Source organism: Citrobacter sp. Cu231, assembly GCF_030332265.1.
Taxonomy (GTDB): Bacteria; Pseudomonadota; Gammaproteobacteria; order Enterobacterales; family Enterobacteriaceae; genus Citrobacter; species Citrobacter meridianamericanus.
The window spans coordinates 737,181-758,400 of sequence record NZ_JAOWIE010000032.1; the positions used below are offsets into that span (position 1 = coordinate 737,181).

At 49.5% G+C, this 21,220-nt stretch carries 24 protein-coding genes; 19 read left to right on the forward strand and 5 right to left on the reverse strand.

The features are described 5' to 3' along the window. Positions 1 to 79 precede the first annotated feature (79 nt). The 11 genes from OGY15_RS10005 to OGY15_RS10055 all read left to right on the forward strand — a co-directional run bounded on the left by OGY15_RS10005 (position 80) and on the right by OGY15_RS10055 (position 8,497). A complete protein-coding gene (locus tag OGY15_RS10005; RefSeq protein WP_286538997.1) occupies positions 80 to 499 on the forward strand; it encodes a hypothetical protein in 420 nt (139 codons plus the stop codon). A gap of 225 nt (positions 500 to 724) precedes the next feature. Next, on the forward strand, positions 725 to 1,453 hold the full coding sequence (locus OGY15_RS10010) for a MerR family transcriptional regulator (RefSeq protein ID WP_286538998.1): 729 nt from the start codon (positions 725 to 727) through the stop codon (positions 1,451 to 1,453). Positions 1,454 to 1,655: 202 nt separating this feature from the next. Then, positions 1,656 to 2,090, forward strand: coding sequence for a nuclear transport factor 2 family protein (locus OGY15_RS10015; protein WP_151218950.1), 435 nt, complete (start codon positions 1,656 to 1,658; stop codon positions 2,088 to 2,090). Then, the gene (locus OGY15_RS10020; RefSeq protein WP_151218951.1) at positions 2,087 to 2,806 is read left to right on the forward strand and encodes an SDR family NAD(P)-dependent oxidoreductase; all 720 of its coding nucleotides are present in this window, start codon (positions 2,087 to 2,089) and stop codon (positions 2,804 to 2,806) included. Before OGY15_RS10015 ends, OGY15_RS10020 begins: the two co-directional genes overlap by 4 nt. Then, positions 2,803 to 4,059 carry an NAD(P)/FAD-dependent oxidoreductase gene (locus OGY15_RS10025; protein WP_286538999.1) on the forward strand — a complete coding sequence of 419 codons (1,257 nt, stop codon included), beginning with the start codon at positions 2,803 to 2,805 and terminating at the stop codon, positions 4,057 to 4,059. Before OGY15_RS10020 ends, OGY15_RS10025 begins: the two co-directional genes overlap by 4 nt. Before the next feature lies 1 nt (position 4,060). Continuing rightward, the gene (locus tag OGY15_RS10030) at positions 4,061 to 4,783 is read left to right on the forward strand and encodes a DUF1365 domain-containing protein (protein WP_151225343.1); all 723 of its coding nucleotides are present in this window, start codon (positions 4,061 to 4,063) and stop codon (positions 4,781 to 4,783) included. Then, on the forward strand, positions 4,780 to 6,000 hold the full coding sequence (locus OGY15_RS10035; protein WP_286539000.1) for an SAM-dependent methyltransferase: 1,221 nt from the start codon (positions 4,780 to 4,782) through the stop codon (positions 5,998 to 6,000). The genes OGY15_RS10030 and OGY15_RS10035 overlap by 4 nt, the downstream gene beginning before the upstream one ends. Then, a complete protein-coding gene (locus OGY15_RS10040) occupies positions 5,997 to 6,482 on the forward strand; it encodes a DUF2878 domain-containing protein (RefSeq protein ID WP_187252571.1) in 486 nt (161 codons plus the stop codon). The genes OGY15_RS10035 and OGY15_RS10040 overlap by 4 nt, the downstream gene beginning before the upstream one ends. Beyond that, on the forward strand, positions 6,479 to 7,006 hold the full coding sequence (locus OGY15_RS10045; protein ID WP_151218956.1) for a hypothetical protein: 528 nt from the start codon (positions 6,479 to 6,481) through the stop codon (positions 7,004 to 7,006). Before OGY15_RS10040 ends, OGY15_RS10045 begins: the two co-directional genes overlap by 4 nt. Continuing rightward, a complete protein-coding gene (locus tag OGY15_RS10050) occupies positions 7,003 to 7,533 on the forward strand; it encodes a DUF3833 domain-containing protein (protein ID WP_151218957.1) in 531 nt (176 codons plus the stop codon). The genes OGY15_RS10045 and OGY15_RS10050 overlap by 4 nt, the downstream gene beginning before the upstream one ends. A 13-nt stretch (positions 7,534 to 7,546) precedes the next feature. Beyond that, complete coding sequence (locus tag OGY15_RS10055; RefSeq protein WP_286539001.1) at positions 7,547 to 8,497, forward strand: YbgA family protein; 951 nt, start codon at positions 7,547 to 7,549, stop codon at positions 8,495 to 8,497. Positions 8,498 to 8,629: 132 nt separating this feature from the next. On the opposite strand, the gene OGY15_RS10060 is transcribed toward OGY15_RS10055, so the two are convergent. The 3 genes from OGY15_RS10060 to cybB form a co-directional block, all read right to left on the reverse strand. Continuing rightward, positions 8,630 to 9,139 (reverse strand): DedA family protein, encoded by a 510-nt coding sequence (locus tag OGY15_RS10060; RefSeq protein WP_151218959.1) that lies wholly within the window; start codon positions 9,137 to 9,139, stop codon positions 8,630 to 8,632. Between the two features lie 174 nt (positions 9,140 to 9,313). Then, positions 9,314 to 9,556 carry a DinI family protein gene (locus OGY15_RS10065; RefSeq protein WP_151218960.1) on the reverse strand — a complete coding sequence of 81 codons (243 nt, stop codon included), beginning with the start codon at positions 9,554 to 9,556 and terminating at the stop codon, positions 9,314 to 9,316. A gap of 505 nt (positions 9,557 to 10,061) precedes the next feature. Next, a complete protein-coding gene (gene cybB, locus OGY15_RS10070) occupies positions 10,062 to 10,601 on the reverse strand; it encodes a cytochrome b561 (protein ID WP_151218961.1) in 540 nt (179 codons plus the stop codon). 391 nt (positions 10,602 to 10,992) lie between these two features. On the opposite strand from cybB, the gene OGY15_RS10075 reads away from it, so the two are divergent. Then, positions 10,993 to 11,199 carry a hypothetical protein gene (locus OGY15_RS10075; RefSeq protein ID WP_151218962.1) on the forward strand — a complete coding sequence of 69 codons (207 nt, stop codon included), beginning with the start codon at positions 10,993 to 10,995 and terminating at the stop codon, positions 11,197 to 11,199. 30 nt (positions 11,200 to 11,229) lie between these two features. Here OGY15_RS10075 and waaZ read toward each other — a convergent pair whose 3' ends face one another. Together waaZ and OGY15_RS10085 are read right to left on the reverse strand one after the other, a co-directional pair. Then, positions 11,230 to 12,009 carry a 3-deoxy-D-manno-oct-2-ulosonate III transferase WaaZ gene (gene waaZ / locus OGY15_RS10080; protein WP_151225346.1) on the reverse strand — a complete coding sequence of 260 codons (780 nt, stop codon included), beginning with the start codon at positions 12,007 to 12,009 and terminating at the stop codon, positions 11,230 to 11,232. A 427-nt stretch (positions 12,010 to 12,436) separates the two neighbouring features. Then, positions 12,437 to 14,524, reverse strand: a complete 2,088-nt coding sequence (locus OGY15_RS10085; protein WP_286539002.1) for a TonB-dependent receptor — start codon at positions 14,522 to 14,524, stop codon at positions 12,437 to 12,439. Between the two features lie 430 nt (positions 14,525 to 14,954). Between OGY15_RS10085 and OGY15_RS10090 the strand changes: the two genes are divergently transcribed. The 7 genes from OGY15_RS10090 to leuE all read left to right on the forward strand — a co-directional run bounded on the left by OGY15_RS10090 (position 14,955) and on the right by leuE (position 21,192). Continuing rightward, entirely contained in the window at positions 14,955 to 16,541 is a 1,587-nt protein-coding gene (locus OGY15_RS10090; protein ID WP_210904982.1) for an ABC transporter substrate-binding protein, read from the forward strand. Next, positions 16,541 to 17,515, forward strand: coding sequence for an ABC transporter permease (locus OGY15_RS10095; RefSeq protein WP_151219102.1), 975 nt, complete (start codon positions 16,541 to 16,543; stop codon positions 17,513 to 17,515). Before OGY15_RS10090 ends, OGY15_RS10095 begins: the two co-directional genes overlap by 1 nt. Further along, on the forward strand, positions 17,505 to 18,317 hold the full coding sequence (locus OGY15_RS10100; RefSeq protein ID WP_151218966.1) for an ABC transporter permease: 813 nt from the start codon (positions 17,505 to 17,507) through the stop codon (positions 18,315 to 18,317). Before OGY15_RS10095 ends, OGY15_RS10100 begins: the two co-directional genes overlap by 11 nt. Next, positions 18,311 to 19,105: an ATP-binding cassette domain-containing protein gene (locus OGY15_RS10105; RefSeq protein WP_286539003.1), complete on the forward strand. Its 795-nt coding sequence runs from the start codon at positions 18,311 to 18,313 to the stop codon at positions 19,103 to 19,105. The genes OGY15_RS10100 and OGY15_RS10105 overlap by 7 nt, the downstream gene beginning before the upstream one ends. Next, positions 19,089 to 19,679 (forward strand): ATP-binding cassette domain-containing protein, encoded by a 591-nt coding sequence (locus tag OGY15_RS10110; protein ID WP_286539004.1) that lies wholly within the window; start codon positions 19,089 to 19,091, stop codon positions 19,677 to 19,679. The genes OGY15_RS10105 and OGY15_RS10110 overlap by 17 nt, the downstream gene beginning before the upstream one ends. 84 nt (positions 19,680 to 19,763) lie before the next feature. Next, positions 19,764 to 20,414 (forward strand): metal-binding protein ZinT, encoded by a 651-nt coding sequence (gene zinT / locus OGY15_RS10115; RefSeq protein ID WP_151218969.1) that lies wholly within the window; start codon positions 19,764 to 19,766, stop codon positions 20,412 to 20,414. A gap of 139 nt (positions 20,415 to 20,553) precedes the next feature. Then, positions 20,554 to 21,192, forward strand: a complete 639-nt coding sequence (gene leuE / locus OGY15_RS10120; protein ID WP_151218970.1) for a leucine efflux protein LeuE — start codon at positions 20,554 to 20,556, stop codon at positions 21,190 to 21,192. Positions 21,193 to 21,220 lie beyond the last annotated feature (28 nt).

The window sequence follows — 21,220 nt, forward strand, 5'->3', positions numbered from 1 at the left end:
TGCTTCTCATCTGGGCTTATCATCGTGAGGTCGCACTATGTGTACAAAAAGGGTAGTTATTTGCCTGTCATTAGTTTCTATGCTGTTCACATCCACTACCTGGGCTATCAATAAAGATTATCGGCATAAACTTGAGCAGTCTGGTTGTACTCAGGTCTCTGAGGCGCAAGGTTGTGATATCAACAAATCTAAAGCTGAAAATGCAAAAGCTGGTTTTGTTAATGAGAGCAGCGATACCACAGCATCAGCAACCAGTCCTTATGCAGGTAAGTGGTTAGCTTTGAGTGATAGCGGTGATACGGTTGCGAACATCAGTATTGATAAAAATGATAAAGTCATCGTCAATGGAAAGAGCGTACATGCCACAAAAATAGATGGTGGGCTGCAGTTCAAGCAGGGGATGGTGATTTATACCCTCCAGGGAGACCGTCGCGTGAAAGGTGAGGATGTCTGGCGGGATACGGATGCCGGAACGCAGGGGAAAATCTTCAAAAAGTAAAAATATTTTAGGAACAACAGCTACCAGGAAGCCGTAAAGTTAATAGCCTAATATATCAATTAGTTAGAATTGAAAAATTGCGCGCTACTCTCAGGTTATTTTGTTTACGTCTTCCTGAAGGCGGTTGTATGGTATTTAGCAATTGTAAGGCAAGTAGTTTTCGCTTATCTAATCCAACGTAGTTCGTAGTATATTGAGCGTATTCTTTGTTATCAGGTGTTCTGTATGTCCTATTCCATCGGTGAATTTGCGCGGCTTTGTGGAATAACCGCCACAACGCTGCGTGCCTGGCAACGTCGTTATGGACTTCTCAAACCACAGCGTACGGATGGTGGGCACCGGTTGTATAGCGATGACGATATCCGGCAGGCGCTTAAAATTCTCGATTGGGTGAAAAAAGGCGTACCAATTAGTCAGGTAAAACCGTTGCTGGCCCGCCCTGGCGCCCGGCGAACGAATAACTGGCTCACCCTGCAAGAGAGTATGCTGCAGCGCCTGAATGAAGGGAAAATTGAATCCCTGCGCCAGCTTATTTATGATGCGGGCCGCGAGTATCCTCGTCCTGAATTGGTGAGTGAGGTGTTGCGACCTCTGCGAAGTCAGGTCTCGGCCAACGTGCCGGCTATCATGACACTGCGTGAAATCCTTGATGGCATTATCATTTCTTACACCTCATTTTGTCTGGAAGGGGATAAGCGTGCGCCGGGCGATAACTACCTGATTACCGGCTGGCATCTTACCGACCCCTGCGAAATCTGGCTTGAAGCGCTTTGTCGTACCGGACAGGGACTGCGCATTGATGTGCTTCCCGTGCCGCCCGAGACGCTTGCGCCTGAGATTTTTCCCGAGCGAAAATGGCTGCTGGTGACGTCTGGTAAGCTCACTGCGGCGCGTAAAAAACAGATAGAGCTCTGGCAGCAACAGGTCAACTCCCTCGAAGTGATCCCGCTTTAATCCTCTGTCACGACCTTTCCTGTGTGTCGATCAGCCACTGCTTTAGTAGCTTCTGAATGATTTATCTAAAAATAATTATTTCTAATTTATTGAATTAAATAGATTTATAAATATTTTTTAGCAAAAACTTGGACAAATTTAAGTGTTTGTGTAAGTTTTAATTATGCCACTACGTCATGTGGTTCACTTAAGGGTAAGAGCTATGCGCGCACAGCCATCCGTTATCGACAGGTTTGTGGATTACTACGCCAGTTTGGATCGCCAGCCTGTCCCCGCGCTTGCCGGGTTGTACGACGTGCATGCGGTACTTGTCGATCCGTTCGGGGAACATAACGGGCTGTTTGCCATCCAGCGCTATTTCTCGCACCTCCTGGCGAATGTAAACGCCTGCCGTTTTGCTATAGATCCGCCGCTTTGTGAGAGCGGGCGGTTTGCCGTGACCTGGACCATGTACTGGTCGCATCCGCGGATTTCTGGTGGAGAAATACGATCTTTGCCGGGATGTTCAATGGTAGAGACGCATGGTGAGAAGATTTTTCGCCAGCGTGATTATTACGATGCCGGTGAGATGCTCTATGAGCATCTGCCACTGTTGGGCTGGGCCGTTCGCGGTGTGAAAAGGAGGGTGCGCGCATGATGACTGTCCTCATTACTGGCGCAAGCTCCGGGATTGGGGCCGGGCTGGCAAAGTCATGGGCCGATGACGGCTGTCACGTGATTGCCTGTGGTCGCAACCCTGAACGGCTGGAACAATTGCGCCAATCCCATGCCAACATTACAGTACGCCTGTTCGATATGACAGACAGGGACGCCTGTCGCCAGGCGCTGGCGGACTGCAAACCCGAACTGGTTATTCTCTGCGCCGGAACCTGCGAATATCTCGACCACGGCTGGATAGATGCCGAGAAGGTTGAACGGGTGATGGCGACGAATTATCTGGGCCCCATCAACTGCCTGGAAGCGCTTCAGACGCAGTTAACCTCCGGTAGCCGCGTGGTGCTGGTCAGTTCGATGGCGCACTGGATGCCGTTTCCTCGGGCTGAAGCCTATGGCGCGTCTAAAGCGGCGCTAACCTGGTTTGCTAACAGTTTGCGTCTGGACTGGGAACCGAAAGGTGTCGCCGTGACTGTCGTTTCGCCAGGATTTGTCGATACCCCGCTTACCCGTAAAAACGATTTTCCTATGCCCGGTCAGGTAAGTGTAGAGCAGGCGGTGAAGGCGATTCGCCGTGGCCTGGTGAAAGGAAAAAATCATATTGCCTTCCCGACAGGCTTTGGCGTGCTGCTGCGTCTGTTGGCCGGGCTGCCTGAGTGTTTCCAGCGCATGTTGCTGCGCAGGATGGTACGTTCATGAAAATTGCTATCATTGGCAGTGGTATTGCCGGACTAACCTGCGCCTGGCGTCTGGCCGGACACCATCAGGTATCGCTTTTTGAAGCGGCGTCGACCCCTGGCGGCCATACTGCGACAGTGGATGTGGCGACTCCGCACGGGAGTTTCGCGATTGATAGCGGCTTTATCGTCTATAACGACCGAACCTATCCGCGTTTTATGGGCTTGCTGAGCGAACTCGGCATTCAGGGGCAAAAAACGCAGATGAGCTTCTCGGTGCATAATCCGCAAAGCGGTATGGAGTATAGCGGTCATACGCTGACTTCATTGTTTGCCCAACGTCGAAATCTGGTCAACCCCGCATATTGGGGAATGCTGAAAGAGATTGTCCGTTTTAATCGTCTGGCGAAACAGGCATTAAATGAGACCGATGTGAACGCGACGCTTCAGACCTTCCTCGACCAACACCACTTCAGCGTGTTCTTTGCGCGGCATTATATTTTGCCGATGGGCGCGGCCATATGGTCATCTTCACTTCAGGAGATGCGCCGTTTTCCACTGGCGCTGTTCTTACGGTTCTTTGAGCACCATGGCTTGTTGGATATCTGGCATCGACCGCAATGGTATGTGGTGCCGGGCGGATCGCGCGAATACATTCGTGTCATGCTGGCGAAGCTGGGCGATCGTCTGAAATTGCACCTCAATTCACCTGTTCAGCAGGTTATTCGCTACGACAGCGGCGTCAAAATACAATTGGCAGGATCAATACAGACATTTGATCAGGTGATCTTCGCCTGCCATTCCTCGCAGGCTCTGGCTTTACTTGAGGATGCGACCCCAGCAGAACGTGACGTGCTGGGCGCAATTGGCTGGCAACGTAACGAGGTTGTGTTGCACAGCGATCGCCGCTGGTTACCGGTACGCGAACGCGCGTGGGCAAGCTGGAATTACCGCCTGAGTGAGCAAGAGAGGGCCAGCGCTTGCGTCACCTATAACATGAATATTCTCCAGGGATTGCCTGAAGGAAGCCCGCTATTTTGCGTGACCCTCAATCCGGACATCCCCATCGACGACCGCTTCGTCTGGGGACGCTTTGTTTACGAGCATCCGTTGTTTAACCCTGAAAGCTGGCGGGCGCAGGCGCGTCGCGCTGAGATCAACGGTCAGCATCGGAGCTGGTTCTGCGGTGCTTACTGGTACAACGGTTTTCACGAAGATGGCGTACGCAGTGCGCTGGATGTGGTACACGGCATTGCCGCAGGAGAGGGGCGCTAAGATGAACAGCTGCCTGTACCACGGCGTATTACGCCACCGACGCCTTCAGCCGGCCACGCACCAGTTTACTTATCAGGTGTTTATGGCTTGGCTCGATCTGGACGAGCTCGCTCAGCTTCCGGGCGTGGGCGTGAAACGTAATCGCTTCGCTGCAACTGCTTTTCATGATGCGGATTACCCGCTGGGAACCCCGTTAAAAGAGAACGTGCTGAATCAGCTTGCCAGCCTGACGGGCGATCGTCCTGAAGGTCGCGTGATGCTCCTGACGCAGTTGCGCTATTTCGGTTTTCATTTTAATCCGGTCAATTTTTACTACTGCTATGACCGCGCGCAGATCCTGCGCTGGGTGCTGGCGGAGGTCCGCAATACGCCGTGGAATGAGCGTCATTACTATGCCGTAGATGCGCAGGAAAAGCGGCCACTGGAAAAAGCGTTCCATGTATCGCCGTTTAATCCGATGGATATGGTCTATCACTGGCGATTTAACTCGCCGGGTAAAACGCTGCATATGCATATCGAAAACCATCAGGCAGAGAAAATTTTTGATGCCACCCTGATGCTCAAACGCGAGCCGTTGACGCCGGCAAGTTTACGCACGTTGCTGCGACGACTGCCGATAATGACGCTGAAAACGGTGTCAGCGATTTACTGGCAGGCGCTACGACTGTGGCTCAAGCGAGTCCCTCTCTACAATCATCCCGTGAGCAGGAGTGAACGATCATGACCGATCCCACCTTTGCGATTGAACCCGATATTCCGCGCAACCTGCGTGTTGCGCGTTGGTTCCTTTTTCGTATGCTGAGCGGCCTTTGTCAGGGTTCAGTCACGGTGCGGGAAGGGGCCCAGGTCTTTCATTTTGGTGATGTTTCGGCTGAATTACGCGCCGACGTACATATTGTTTCGCCCACAGTGTATTGGCGGGTGTTGACGGGGGGAAGTCTTGCAGCGGCAGAGTCCTGGATGGATGGAGAGTGGGAAACGCAGCAGCTCACGCCGTTATTGCAAATATTTGCGCTCAACAGCACCCTGCTGGGGCGACTGGAAAGTGGATTCCGCCTGCTTGGCCGACCCGTTGAGCGTTTACGTCATTGGACGCGCCGCAACCATCGGCAACAGGCAAAAGAAAACATTGCCGCGCATTACGATCTCGGCAATGCCTTTTACGCGCACTTTCTGGATGAGGATTTACTCTATTCCAGCGCCTTGTTCACCTGCCCCGAGCAGTCGTTAGCGCAGGCTCAGCAGGCCAAAATGGCGCGACTTTGCGATCAGCTGGCGCTGACCGCGAATGATCATCTGTTGGAAATTGGGACCGGCTGGGGAGCGATGGCGGAATACGCCGCGCGTCATTACGGATGCCGGGTGACCACCACGACCCTGTCGCAGGAGCAGTTTGCCTGGGCGAAAGCGCGCATTGCCCGCGCTGGTTTACAGGAGAGAGTCACCGTATTGCTCTGCGACTACCGCGACCTGACCGGGGAATTCGACAAACTGGTATCAGTTGAAATGATCGAAGCGGTGGGGCAGCGCTATCTGCCGACGTTTTTCCGTACGTGTCAGGCACGCCTGCGCCCTGGGGGCAAAATGGTGCTTCAGGCGATTACCATTCAGGATCAGCGCTATCGCGATTACAGTAAAAGTGTCGATTTTATTCAGCGCTATATCTTTCCGGGAGGTTTTTTACCCAGCATCACCGCGATGAGCGGCCTGATGACAAAACATACTGACTTTGTGGTTCGCAACCTGTTCGATATGGGGCCCGACTACGCCCGGACTCTTGCGCACTGGCGGCAAGGATTTGTTCACGGCTGGCATGAAATTGAAAAGCTGGGCTTTGATGAGCGTTTTCGCCGTATGTGGTTGTACTACTTCGGTTACTGCGAAGCCGGATTTAACGCCCGCACAATCAGTGTGGTGCAACTGACGGCGGAGCGTCCATGAAGCGCCATTTACAGGTCTTTCTCCTGGCTGTCGGGTTCGATCTGTACTGGTTCATGGTGGTGTTATTTCGTGAGCGCGGTCTGGTGTTATGGCTTGGTCTGGCTATTCTGGCCTGCTTCATGTTGCCTGCGGCGCAACGACTGTGCGCGTTAATGCTGACAGCTGCGGGCGGTGGTTTGGATGCGTTGTGGGCGCTGACCGGGTTGATCGATTTTCACGGCGAAGCATTGTTGCCGTTATGGATGCTTGCGCTCTGGCTCATGTTCGCCGTCATGTGGACGCACCTCACCTGTTCGACCTCCTTGCCAGGATGGATGCTGGTAATCATGGCCACCGGTGGTGGACCGATCGCTTATCTGATAGGAGAGCGTTTGGGAGCCATTACTTTTCTGGAGCCGACATTTATTGTGGTCGGTTTAATGGCGACGGGCTGGCTGGTGTTGATGCTGTTTTTTCATATTTTTATGGGGAGACACCAATGAAACTTGCCTTACTGATACTGCTGGGAGTAATGGCGATTGCGCCGTTTGCAGGTGCCACAGACTGGTTAAGCTGGCGGAAAGTCGGTGATGCGACGCTCACCTGGGGGCCATTCACGATCTATAACTCACAATTACGCACTCCGGATGGGCGCTATCGTGGGTTGAAAGAGGATCAGGCACTGATTATCACCTATCAGCGCAATATTGAACGGCAAGAACTGGTGGATGCCACCCGTGATCAGTGGCGAGCGCAGGGTATTTTGGCACGGGAAGCGCAGAGTGAGTCCTGGCTTCGCATGTTGGGTGAGCTATGGCCAGACGTTGCGCCGGGTACACAACTGGTTTTTGTCTTCCAGGATAAGCAGGGGCAATTTTGGTATCGCTTGTCAGTGGCACAAAGGCATTTCATCCCGCTTGGCCCACCACAGTCGGCGGCGTTCAGCGAAAACTTTCTCGCTGTCTGGCTGGGTTCCCGTACGCAATATCCTGAGCTGCGGCAGCAGCTCACTGGAGGTAATAAATGAAACGTTTATTAGCCCTAAGCTTACCGCTGATGATGCAACTTTCTGGTTGTAGCGCCGAAATTACTGAGTATCGCCAGCAGCAGCCGACGCTGGATATCTTTCAGTATTTTCAGGGAGAAACGCAAGCATGGGGGATGGTTCAGGATCGCAGCGGTAAACAGCTTCGTCGTTTCCATGTCGATATTAACGGCGATGTGGTGGGGGACACATTGACCCTCAATGAACGCTTTGTGTACGACGATGGAGAGAAGCAGCAGCGTGTATGGCATATCCGTAAAGTCAGCGCCGATCGTTACGAAGGTACCGCTGGCGATATTGAAGGCGTGGCGAAGGGGCAAGCAGCGGGCAACGCGTTCAACTGGCATTACAGTATGAATGTGAAAGCCAGCGGCAGAACCTGGTTGCTGAATTTTGATGACTGGATGTACCTGCAGGATGCTAACCATTTGTTTAATAAAACGGAGATGAAGAAATTTGGTCTCACCGTCGGCACGGTGACGCTCTTCTTCTCCCGTAAAACGCAATAGCGAGGAAGACGCCATGAAAATGCAACCCATCGTTGGGATCAGCGGCTGTTTAACGGGGGCTGCCGTTCGCTTTGACGGCGGGCATAAGCGGGCAGAATTTGTGATGGAGAGGCTGGCCCACTGGGTGACTTTCCGGCCAATTTGCCCGGAGATGGCGATGGGCTTGCCTGTCCCCCGACCGGCGCTGCGGCTGGTACAGACGACGACCGGGGATATCCGTATGCGTTTTAGCCATGCCCCTCACGAAGACGTAACCGACAAAATGGACGACTTTTGCGAGATGTATCTGGCTGGGCTGGAAACATTGTCTGGTTTTATTGTCTGTGCCAAATCCCCCAGCTGTGGCATGGAACGCGTGCGTTTATATGATGAAAAAGGGAATCGTGGGCGTAAAGACGGGGTAGGGCGCTTTACTGCTGCGCTGATGGAGAAATATCCGTGGCTGCCGGTTGAGGAGGATGGACGGCTGCACGATCCGGTTCTGCGTGAAAACTTCGTCGAACGTGTTTTCGCGTTACATGAGCTCAATACGCTGCGCCAAAATGGTCTGACGCGGCGGACGCTACTGGAATTTCATAGCCGTTATAAACTGCAATTGTTGGCCCACCATCAGGCCGGATACCGGGAAATTGGTCCATTTGTCGCATCACTGCATGAGTGGGACGATCTGGACGCGTTTTTTGCGGTCTACCGCGACAAATTAATGGCAATCCTGAAGAAACCGGCCTCGCGTAAAAATCACACTAACGTGCTGATGCACATTCAAGGGTACTTCCGTAATCAGTTAACGATGCGCCAACGCGGTGAGTTACGCGAGGTTATCCTTAATTATCGCGCCGGGCTACTGCCCATATTGGCCCCGATGACGCTGTTGAAACATTATCTGGCGGAATACCCGGACGGCTACCTGCTGACGCAAAATTACTTTGATCCTTACCCGCAAGATTTAACATTGCGACTGTAAGATCTTTACCATCGAGGTTTGCAATTAACGGTAGCGTGTTGAACGTGCCTGCAATGAAATTGTTTCCCTGTCTTATTATCCACTCGTTAGCAGGGAGTCATCAAGGCTTGTTGTGGGCTCGTTATGAGCGATTTAGCTAATAAAAGGCAAAACGAGAGTAAAGCCTCCAACATAAAGTGCTGACCAGCTCGCCGCAGATATCAGACTGACTACATATACTTTCACTGGATGAAGCCGCAACATTCCAGCCACTAGTGGCACAATATAACGGAGTACGGCAATAAAGCGTGAAGTAAAAAGTATCGGTACTGAACTGTTTTGCAACCGGCGTCGAACCCGTACTACTGTATCGGCATGATGGGACATTATGCGTGCAAGCCAGGCCAGGTGTCCCATCATCATTCCAAGATGATAATTAACAATTGTCCCGCACCATGCTCCAATCATTACAGCAATTCCCGCTTCCCATGGTGAAAGCGTCGCCTTTCCGACAGAAATTACAGCAACCAACATAACAGATGCTGGCGGCAATACAGCAGAAATGAGGAACGTAGATTTTGCGAATGCTATTCCAAAAAGAAGGCCCCACAGGCTGAAAGGATGAAGCGCGAAATGGTTCATCAACGCGTTTACCCACTCCATCAGTAATTCTCCAGTTAAGGTCACTTTATAATTTAACCCTGATACGACTCAATCAGGCCTCAACACAGATGAATTACTGACTGTTGCATGAAATCCCGGTGGTGACAGCTATTTGCACATAGCAGCAGAATACAGTCGAGCGGGATAGGGTAAAGGAAGATGAATCGAACGCACTTAATCTGAAACCAGCCACATATCAGCCTCTTCAAACATTTCCTGAACAGTACGACTTATCTGTTCTTTCTCATGTTTGCTCGCGTCAGTGTTGATGGCTGGCAGGGTCATCATCGGTTTAACCCGGACCTCAGCATCGGGGAAGATTCGGTGAACTCTCTTTGTTAATTCGTCCAGAATGATATCTTTTGCACGGGGCAGTCCATCAAAATTCCTTTTGTCATAAACGAGTTCCACAAACATTGCTCATTGTCTCTTTGCTGGATGAATATACAGGGTTTATACTGCGTTTTTATGCGGATTTCAATAGAAGGCGTAATCGATGCCACAACATAACGATGTTGAAATCGCCAGGCACGATTCGAAACGGCAAGAACTGAATGGGCCTCTTAGGCAATCCATGCCTGAATATCCCCTCTATCTCACTACAGCATGATTCTTTGTAGGTGCAGGGTTTTCATAAGCCGCTTAAGCGAAAACCGGACGGATGACCGTTGCAAAGGTTCAGTCAATGCTTACAGCACCGGCGTGTATGCCAATGATGAATCGCATTACGGCGCCTTGCTGGAAATGGGATAAGCCTGGAAAATGGGGGAATTTGCCGGAAACCAGGGAACGCTGAACGAATGGTACATATAGTCAGACTGGCGTTTGTCAGTCTGACTATTTGCCAAAATTTAATAAATAACCGTTATAATGACAGCTTGTATGCTTTCATGTCTGCAATGCGGAATGAAGTAATTTCCCGTTATTTTAAGTGTTTAGACTCCGGCATCATTCTCACAAGCGTATTATCCTTCTGTATATAGTGATGGAATAATGCTGCCCCAGCATGGGCTGCAATCAGGAAGTAGCCAATATTGGCAAGTGTTTCGTGAATGTCCTTAACAACTGACTTTATCTCTCCGTTACTGTCAACGAAAGGAGGAATATTTAATCCCAAAAAAGTCCAACTCTTACCACCGAAAGCCATCGTTAAGATCCCTAACAATGGTAGTGCCAGAAAAGAAACATAGAGCAGGATATGCATCAATTTGGCAGACGCCAGTTGCCATGCTGGTGGGGGAGGTATGATGGCCGGGTCACTGTATTTATGCTTAATAATTAAACGCACTATCATTAAAAACCAAACAAATACGCCGGCATTGTAATGGGTCTCTTTCATCAACAGGTAAGCATTGCCGCCTTTGGGAAACCAGCCACGGAGCTCCATAGCTGCATAGGTTATTGCTATTAACATCAATGTTAGCCAGTGTAAGTGGATCTGAAGCTTTGAGAACCTGGACATTATTTTTTCCTCAAACGATATGTCGCTGCTACCGTATCGCAGAAAGCTTAACAAATCCTTATTATCAATAGGAGATTAGGATTTAGTTATTTTCAACCTGATACCAGGTGTAATGTATTGACGTGTTACCTGGGCCTCATGGGCCTCATGGGCCTCCTGGACCTACAGTTCAGGTTTTGATAGCGCTGCGTTCTGTTAACAAAATCAAAAGTCAAGTTTTTTGGTGAGAAATGGATGAGATTCATCCCCCAAAAAGCGTCAGATGTCTGGTTGAGCTGTGAACAATCCAGCGATTATCGTGAGATAAATCTCAGTTCCTGTTCTTTAAAGCCTATATCCTTAGCAGTGTGATGGTTATTTGTGTTTTCCTGTACAGTAATTGGATAACGGTATGGCAGATATAACATTCGCTATGGAGTGTGATTCACGTCACGAGGCGGTCTCAGGAAATAAAGAAAAGTTGGATGTGCAAAGCAATGTGAAATACACAAACCGCAACCAACTTGCGATTGCAGCGGTCCTGTTTTTAGGCGGTATCGCTGGAGTTATTGCTTTGGTATTGTATCTAATGGTGCAGGAAGGGGTGTTTTTGTATTAATTGTTTAGCTATTTTAATGTGATTACTGAGTCACGAGTGGATGCTGAAACAAGCTGCTTCTTCCGTACTTATAAATGGAATTACATCGTACGGAATAGCAGTTTGGGACGAAAGATTGAAGATTTTACCGTCATAATTGCTGCTTACAAAAGAAAATGACTTTAATATGAATTCAAAGTCAGCTGGAAGTGTTGTAGGTTGCGTATTTATTTCGTTATAAAATCGTTTACAGCTCCCATTTAAATCTAAACCAGAAAATATTATTCTTTCAAACTTTAAGCTAATGGCTATTTGTAATGCGCTAAATGCGACCGTTGCACTACCAAAATGGCCATAGGTGACATCAGTTGAAAATGCGATCGTTTTCACTTTTCTGAAGGCTGAACACTTAATTTTAAGGTTTTTATTAGCAAAGGATTTTATTTTATAACGAATTTTTCGGCCAATGCCTCCTCTGGATTTGCAAATGTCCTTTAAAAGAAAGCATGTGCTGAGTAAGTTCTCTTTCTCGGTCATGTCAGCTCTTTTAACAACATCCTCACTAATAAAAGTATGTTGGGCATAGGTACAATATTTATAAAATAATTCTTTATTATTTTCATAAAATGAACCGTCACAAACAACATAGATAAATACAGGTATATTGTTGTTAACCAAATAACCTGCGCTACCATTTACGCAAATGCAGTTTTTACTACGCATTATATCAAGGGGCGTATCTAATGATGACGGTCCAGACAAGTAAATAATACAATCATCGGAAATCCTTTCACCGATTATTCTATAAAGTACTTCGTGCGTGATGAGCATGATGGTTACCGTTGATGTTATTTTCGAAATAATAACATTGCGTATCTGGATAAAATAAAAGAGATGTTACGTTTTGTTTTTTAAATCTAGATGATTGGTTTTATGAATGTATATTTATTATTGTAATGATAAATGTTTTTTTTGAGGGTGATGGCATGTAGATCAGGAAGATATGATGATATTGGGTTTTATTTTTCGGTTTTTAAAATCTAAATATTCATAGAGCGAATGAATTTGATTCCGGATTTCTTACTTCGTGAGAATATTGCAGTCGGACTCGTTACTTTTAGTTACAAAAAGCAGGCGTTATTTTAATGATACTCTTATAAAGAATAGGCTGTTGTAACATCGTTGTTTGACAGTGATTATTATGTAACATATCCCTGACGGGCTATCATTGACAGCCCGTCAGGAAGAGGAAATAACATTAGAACTGATAGTTTAAGGATACCCAATAGTTGCGACCTGGGTTTACGTATCCGGTGGTTGATTGCGCCGTCTGATAGTAATCCCCCGCGTAGGTGCTACTACGGCCCACCTGGTAAAGTTTAACCTCGCTAAAGTCTTTATCCAGCACGTTATTGATTGCCGTATTCAGCGTCAGATCTTTGGTCAGTTTGTAAGACATTCCCATGTCCAGGACGGTCCAGGCTTTTAAATTAGCACCTTTATCGTCATAGACGGCTTTTTGTACTGCGCTGAGATTGTCGTAATTTTCCGTGAAGCGTGGGGCTTTACCGCGATACCGTGCGCTCAGCCAGGCGTTCATATCATCCGTTGCCTGCCAGTTCAGACGGGCGTTAGCCATATGCTTTGGCGTGTAGCTTAACGGCGCGCCTTTATTGTCACCGTCTTTTTGCTTACTCTGGGTGTAGGTGTAATTGAGGGATAGGGTCAGTACATCCGACCAAAGAGGGAAGGTGCTGGCAAATTCAATGCCATCGGTTCTCGCCTTACCGCTGTTGGTATAGCTATTGGTATTGTCATCGATAGAATACGAGACAATTTTATTTTTATATTCGGTATAGAAACCGGTTATGTTGGCGTTCAGCCCTGCGTCGTTCTCATAATACAGCCCGGTTTCGTAGCTGATACTTTCCTCCGGTTTGAGGTCCGGGTTACCGACCGTATTCACCGTTCCTTGTGCGGTTACGCCGCTGATCCCGTTATGTAACTGGCTCAGTGATGGCGCTTTATAACCGGTCGTTACGCCGCCTTTGAGCGTCCATTCCTCAGATACGTCCCAGACCATATACGCACGCGGGCTGAGATGACCACCGAAGACATCGTTATGTTCATAGCGCGTCCCTGCGGTTAAGGCCAGCGAGTCGAGAATATGCCATTCATCTTCGGCATAGGCTGCCCATGTTTTTTGATGGAACGTCTCGCCAGTATTAGCCAGCACCACACCATCTTTCATCCGCGCATCCCAGTATTCTCCGCCGAGGGTTAACAGATGCGAATCACCTAGTGGCGTCAGCAGTACGGAGTCCAGAATGACGTTGGTGTTTTTAAGCTCACGCGCATCACCGGCCCGGCCGGCGTTTTCTGGCGTGAGTGCGGAGGAGACCAGTTGTCGGCCCTTGTTCTCGGTTTCGTTCCAGCCAAGGGAGGATTTCCAAGTACCAAATGTTAAGGCGGTATCGTGACCGAGGGTCACTTTGTTACGCTCATAGCGCAGCGTTTTATCATAACCTCCCGTCAGGTTACCCAACTGACCATCATCGTTGTCATAACGCTGTCTGGCGGCGTCGAGATCCAGCCACAGCGTATTGCTTTCATTGGCTTTCCAGTCGAGTCGCGTGCCGATATTGTAGTTTTCCGACTCGGTTGGATAAGGTATGCGGGTGGAAGAGGTATCGCTCAACGAAGTGATACTCGAACCCTGACGTTGGGTGGTGCTTCCTCGCACCTGCATATCCAGTACGCCTGCGATTAATGGGCCGCTTGACCAGAAGTTGGCGACCGTGCTGTTACCCCACTTATTACTCTCCTGCAGATTAACGCCGGTATTGATGGAAGTGCTCCATTTGTCGGTGCTTTTTTTGGCGATGATATTGACTACGCCACCGATTGCGTCAGAGCCATAAAGTGTCGACATCGGGCCGCGAATTACCTCAATATGGTCGATCGCCGCCAGTGGAGGCATAAAACTGGTATTCATGGCAGAGAAGCCGTTTGGCGTCACGTCGCTACTGCCATTCTGACGAATACCGTCAATCAGAAGCAGGGTATAGCTGGCGGGCATGCCACGAATGCTGATCTCCAGACCACCGGTTTTACCGGTGCTACTTTCAACATCTACCCCTTCAACAGAACGCAGGGCTTCACCTAAATCATTATATTTATTGGTTTGTAATTCTTGCTGTGAAATTACAGAGACGCTGGCGGCGGCATTGGTGATTTTCTTTTCGTAACCGGACGCGGTTACCACCATGACATCTTCGGCGAAAACAAAGGGGCTGGAAAATCCTAAACAGGACAGAACGACAGAGGCAACAGGTTTTAAACGCATAGTCAAACTTCCTTTGTTAAAAATCAAAGGCAGTAAGATAAGTGATCGAAATGATAATACAAATAATTATCATTACAAATTTACATAACTTGTCACTTCTGGTGATTTTCTTGAATAAATATACATAAATTGTCATGAGTTTTAGATAAAGGAAAATCGGGGTGGCCAATAATCCTTATTGATAACTATTAGTCTGTGATTAATATGGCATTGAATACATGGCTAAGGTTTACTCAATTTTCTGAGATTCAGGTCGTACTCATAACGGAGTATCAGAAAAAAGTATGATAATTTTAGAAAATCGTCATACTTTTCTGCGCCGCATCATTTTTTTCGTCATTTCTGTCCGCCATAATCCTATCCCCAGGAGGCCGTTAAACGGCTATCAGTCGTTCGGCGGTATAAAAATAACGCAAATCTGGAAAAAATAATGATCAAAGGCAAGCTAGCACTGCTGACGTGCGCATTGACTCTCGCATTAACCTCACCACTCTTTGCTGCACAAAATGCCAGCGAAGGACAGACGTTAAAGCTGGCAATTGGACCAGAGCCAACGGAGGGGTTTGACCCGATGCTGGGATGGAGTCATGGCAGCTATTTGCTTTTGCATGCACCATTATTAAAACAAAATGCTGATATGAGTTGGGGAAACCTGCTGACGGAAAAAGTAGAAACCAGCGCTGATGGCAAAACCTGGACGTTGACGTTAAAACCCGACCTTAAATTCTCTGATGGTTCCCCGTTAACTGCTGAAGATGTGGTCTTCACTTATAACAAAGCCGCAAAAAGCGGCGGCAAAATCGATATGGGTAACTTCGCCCATGCCAGCCTGAAAGATAACCGTACGGTAGAAATTACGTTGCGTAGCCCGCAAAGTACCTTTGTGAATGTGCTCGGTTCATTAGGCATTGTTCCGGAAAAACGGTATGACGAAAAAACATTTGCGAAAAATCCGATTGGTGCGGGTCCGTATCGACTGGTGAGCTTTCAGCCGGGTCAGCAATTGATCGTGGAGGCTAACCCTTGGTATGCCGGCAAGAAAAATGATTTCAGTAAGCTGGTGTTTGTTTTCCTTGATGAAGATAACGCTTATGCCGCAGCGCGCAGTGGTCAACTGGGACTCGTGCGCATTGCACCTTCGATGGCGGTTGCCCCTCAGCAGCAGAATTTGAAGCTTTGGGTTCGCGACAGCGTGGAAAATCGCGGCATTGTGTTCCCGATGGTTCCTGCGGGTAAAAAAGATGCTAACGGTTATCCGGTCGGTAACGATATCACGGCCGATGTTGCCATCAGGCGTGCCATCAACTACGCCATCGACCGCAAGCAGCTTGCCGATCAGGTTATGGAAGGTCATGCGATTCCGGCGTATAGCGCGGTTCAGGGTCTGCCATGGCAGGGACAATCAGTTGCGTTCAAAGATGGCGATAGCGAAAAAGCGCGAACGATTCTGGAAGAAGCCGGCTGGAAGGTGGGTAAAGACGGTATACGAGTGAAAGACGGTAAAGAAGCTCGCTTGACGTTGTGGTACGCCAGCGGTGACAGCACGCGTCGGGATTTAGCCGAAGCCGTACGTGCGATGCTGGAGCCAGTGGGTATTCAGATTTCTCTGCAATCCGGAAGCTGGGAAACCGTTGAGCGGCATATGCATGCCAACCCGACGCTGTTTGGCTGGGGAAGCCTGGATCCGATGGAGCTTTTCCATCACTACAGTAATCAGGCTGCGGGCGTGGAATACTACAATCCAGGGTATTACAGCAATCCCGCCGTTGAGCAGCATCTTAAACAGGCAATTGACGCTCCAGACTGGCAAAAAGCGTTGCCGTTCTGGCAACAAGTGGAATGGGATGGCAAGCAAGGAGCTGGTGTACAAGGGGATGCGGCCTGGGCATGGCTGCTGAATATTCAGCACACTTACCTGGCAAATCCGTGCATTGATCTTGGCAAAGGCGCACCGGAAATTCACGGTAGCTGGTCACTGCTCAATAATCTGGATGAATGGACCTGGACCTGCCGTTGATGAAGTCTGTTGTAGGCCATTTTCTACGGCTGATGGTGTTATTAGTGCTGGTTGCGGCTGGCACTTTTATGCTGCTCAGCTTTTCTCCTGTTGATCCGATTCGGGCTTATATCGGTAACGATCTCCTGCACGTGCCGCCGGAACAATACGCGCGTATTGCGGCTCGCTGGGGATTGGACCAACCGCTATGGGAGCGTTTTGGGCACTGGTTTGTCCGGGTATTACAGGGCGATCTCGGCTACTCAATGTTGTTTAACGCGCCGGTTGCCAGCGTGATCAAGGAGCGCTTTGCGACCTCGTTTGCACTGCTAAGCGGCGCGTGGCTGCTGTCAGGAATACTTGGAACGATGCTGGGATTTGTTGCGGGACGCTATCTGAATCGCTGGCCGGATAAAGCAATCTGTCGCCTGAGCTATCTGCTTTCTTCGTTGCCGACCTTCTGGATTGGCATGCTGTTGCTGGCGTTATTTGCCGTGCGCTGGCCGGTCTTTCCGGTCTGCTGTGCATGGGAGCCTGGCAATAGCGGTGATATGGCAACATTGAGTGAACGTCTACGCCACCTGGTGCTTCCCGTTTGCGCGCTCAGTTTGTTGGGCCTGGGACAAATTACGCTCCATACGCGGGAAAGTATCGCCAGCGTGATGAAAAGCGAATTTGTTCGTTTTGCGCGTTCTCAGGGAGACAAAGGTTGGTCGCTGTTGCGCCATCAGGTTTTGCGCCACGCCATCACGCCAGCGCTGTGCCTGCAGTTTGCCTCACTGGGTGAACTGCTGGGCGGCGCACTACTGGCAGAAAAAGTGTTTGCTTATCCAGGACTGGGGCAGGCCACTATTGATGCTGGATTACGTGGCGATCTGCCGTTACTGATGGGAATTGTGTTGTTCAGTACCGTATTGGTTTTCATTGGCAACTCGGTGTCTACCTGGCTTGTTCATGCGTTGAACCGTGCTCTGGAGCGACCTGATGCTCTATAACCCGACGCCGACGCTGATTCGTCTTTTGTTCTCTTTTAGCTGCCTGCTGGGCATTGCGGTGTATGGCGCGACGACGCTGGATAACCCATTAAGCGTTAATCTGCTTGCCCGGCATTTACCGCCTGATGCGTTGTACTGGTTTGGCACCGATAATCTCGGTCGCGATCTTTGGATCCGTTGCTTTCAGGGCGCGTTAACCAGTCTGCAAATTGGTATCGGCGCGGCCCTGTGCAGCGGTTTCATTGCATTAATGATGGCGGCTGTTTCGCGTATGCATCCGCGTCTGGATGTGTTTATGCGCCTGATTACCGATGCCATGCTGTCGATGCCGCATCTGCTGTTGCTCATTTTGATCTGTTTTACGCTAGGTGGTGGGAAAAACGGCGTGATTATGGCAGTTGCGCTGACCCACTGGCCGCGTCTGGCTCTGATCCTGCGTGCCGAAGCGCAGCGCGTGGCGCACAGTGACTATCTGACGTTGACCTGGCGTCTGGGACACGGACATTTTTACTGCTGGCGACATCACTATCTACCCGCTTTGTTACCCCAATGGCTAACGGGAACACTGCTGATGTTTCCCCACGCGGTGTTGCATAGCGCGGCGTTAAGCTTCCTCGGTTTTGGACTGGCGCCTCATGAACCGTCACTGGGACTGCTGCTGGCGGATGCGCTGAGATTTATCAGTCATGGCGACTGGTGGTTAGTGCTGTTTCCGGGGCTGATGCTGTTCAGTCTGGTGATGTTATTCGATCAGCTCGCAAGGGCGGTGCATCGTTTATGGTTACGAGGTGACGCATGTTAAGTTTAAGGCAGGTCTCGCTGGAGGTGGCGCGTTATCGCTGGTACGGCGCGCGAAACTGGTCTTCGCTGTTGCAGGATATCTCTTTCGACGTGGCTCCCGGCCAGATGGTGGCGTTAGTTGGAGGAAGCGGGGAGGGTAAGAGCCTGCTGCTGCAATGCCTTCTCGATCTCTTACCGGACAATTTGCGCTTCCACGGCGCTATCACGTTGGAGGGTAAAACGCTGGACAGCGAGGATATTCGCAAATGTCGTGGCAATACTTTCAGCTATGTCCCGCAAGGCGTTCAGGCGCTTAATCCGCTACTCTCGATTGAAAAGCATCTGCGTAGGGCAAGTCATCTCTCCGGCAAGGAGTGGAATGCCGGGAAGATTGACCAATTGCTCAAACGTAGCCAACTGGAAAGCCGTGTATTGGATGCCTTCCCGCGGCAGCTTTCTGGTGGTATGGCGAAACGTGTTCTGGCCTGTCACGCGTCACTGAGTCTGGCTCGTTATATTCTGGCGGACGAAATTACCGCCTGGCTTGATGCACCGTTGGCTAATCAACTGCTTGAACAACTGCGCGAGCTTTGTGAGAAAGGGGCTGGCGTGTTATGGGTAACGCACGATCTCACACTGGCAGCCCGCCATGCGGACCGCATTGTCGCGCTGCATCAAGGAAGGGTGTCGGATAACGTCAGCAGAGAGCAGTTGTTACGCGGAGAGATCAGCGAGCATCTGCAACGTCAATGGCGGGCGCTACCTGAAATAAGTCAACTTTTTGGAGAGCGGGATGCTGTGCTGTCGTGATGTGACCATTCGCCAGGGAGAACGGGTTTTGTGGCAAAATCTGACCTTCTCTCTGCGCCCTGGAGAACGCATAGGAGTTTGTGCCCCTAGCGGAACAGGCAAAACGACGCTGGGGCGCGTGCTGGCGGGTTGGCAAAAACCGACTTCAGGCGAGATCCTGATCGATGACCAACCGCTGCCGATGCACCAATATTGCCCGGTGCAGCTGGTGCCGCAACATCCGGAATTAACCTTTAATCCCCGACGCAGTACTGGCGATGCGGTTCATGATGCCTGGCTACCTGATGCGGAAATGCTTACCCGTCTTCATATTAACCCTGAGTGGTTAACTCGCCGTCCAGGACAGCTTTCTGGCGGTGAACTGGCGCGCATCGCCATACTTCGCGCACTGGATCCGCGGACGTGTTTTCTTATTGCCGATGAAATTACCGCCCAGCTCGACCCTTCCATTCAAAGAGATATCTGGGCGCTGCTGCTTGAAGAATGTCAGCGTCGGCCATTGGCTATGCTGATTATCAGCCATCAGCAGGCGTTGCTTGATCAGGTCTGCTCCAGGAAACTTATTGAAGAGTAAGGCAAGGGCTTTCAGGTGGTCTATTGATTAAATTGATATGTTATATTATAACATTTCACTCGCAAATGATTTGAGGGTGAAATTTTGGCTATTCGTATTAAAAAACTGACAATCGCTCTGGGGATGCTTTTAGTCAGTGGTTCGGTTATGGCGCACGGTCATCATTCCCATGGTGCGCCGATGAGTGAAGCGGAACAAAAGGCATCGGAAGGGGTATTTGATGACAACCAGGTACAAAACAGGGCACTGACCGACTGGGATGGCATGTGGCAATCAGTCTATCCGTATCTGGTCAGCGGTGAGCTTGATCCGGTATTCAAAAAGAAAGCGGAGAAAGACAAAAGCAAAACGGCAGAACAAATTAAAGAGTACTACCGTAAAGGTTATGCAACTAACGTAGACACTATCGGCATCGAAAATGACGTCATGGAATTTCACACCGGTAGTCAGGTTGTATCGTGTAAATACGACTACGCCGGGTATAAAATTCTGCACTATAAATCAGGCAAGAAAGGTGTACGTTATCTGTTTGAGTGTAAAGACGCTGACAGCAAAGCACCAAAATACGTACAATTCAGCGATCATATTATCGCGCCGCGTAAGTCCAGCCATTTCCATATTTTTATGGGAAATACCTCACAAGCCGCCTTGCTGGAAGAGATGGAAAATTGGCCTACCTACTATCCTTATCAGTTAAAGGGCGAAGAGGTCGTGGATGAGATGCTGCACCATTAAGCCGGACTAAACTTATCTGTACACACCCGCCGCCAGTGGCGGGTTTTTTAATTAATAACCTTCTCTTTCCATCACCCGATGCATTCGTTAGCATATTGTCTCGCAGCAAGTGCATGTGTTTTTTCAGGAAGAGGTTAATGTGTTCGCAGAGTATGGAGTTCTGAATTACTGGACGTACCTGGTAGGGGCTATTTTTATCGTGCTGGTACCGGGGCCAAATACAATATTTGTGCTGAAAAATAGCGTCGGACGGGGAGTAAAGGGCGGATATCTCGCCGCCAGCGGTGTGTTTATCGGTGATGCCGTACTGATGTTTTTGGCTTATGCCGGTGTTGCCGCATTGATTAAAACAACGCCTGTTTTGTTCAACATTGTTCGCTATCTCGGCGCGTTTTATCTGCTGTATCTTGGCGCGAAAATCCTGTATGCAACACTCAAATCGAGGGCTGGCGATGCGACGCCTGAGGAAGTCCCGTTTGGTGCTATTTTTAAACGAGCATTAATTCTGAGCCTGACCAATCCCAAAGCTATTCTTTTTTATGTCTCGTTCTTCGTGCAGTTTATTGATGTCAATGCGCCGCACTCAGGGCTGTCATTCTTTATTCTGGCTATTACGCTTGAGATAGTGAGCTTTTTCTATCTGAGCTTTCTTATTTTCTCTGGCGCGTTCGTGACGCAGTATATCCGTACGAAAAAGAAACTGGCCAAAGTGGGCAATTCTCTTATCGGTCTGATTTTCGTTGGTTTTGCTGCTCGTCTGGCCACGCTTCAGTCGTGATGCCATTGGCCCGTTGATTACGGCGGGC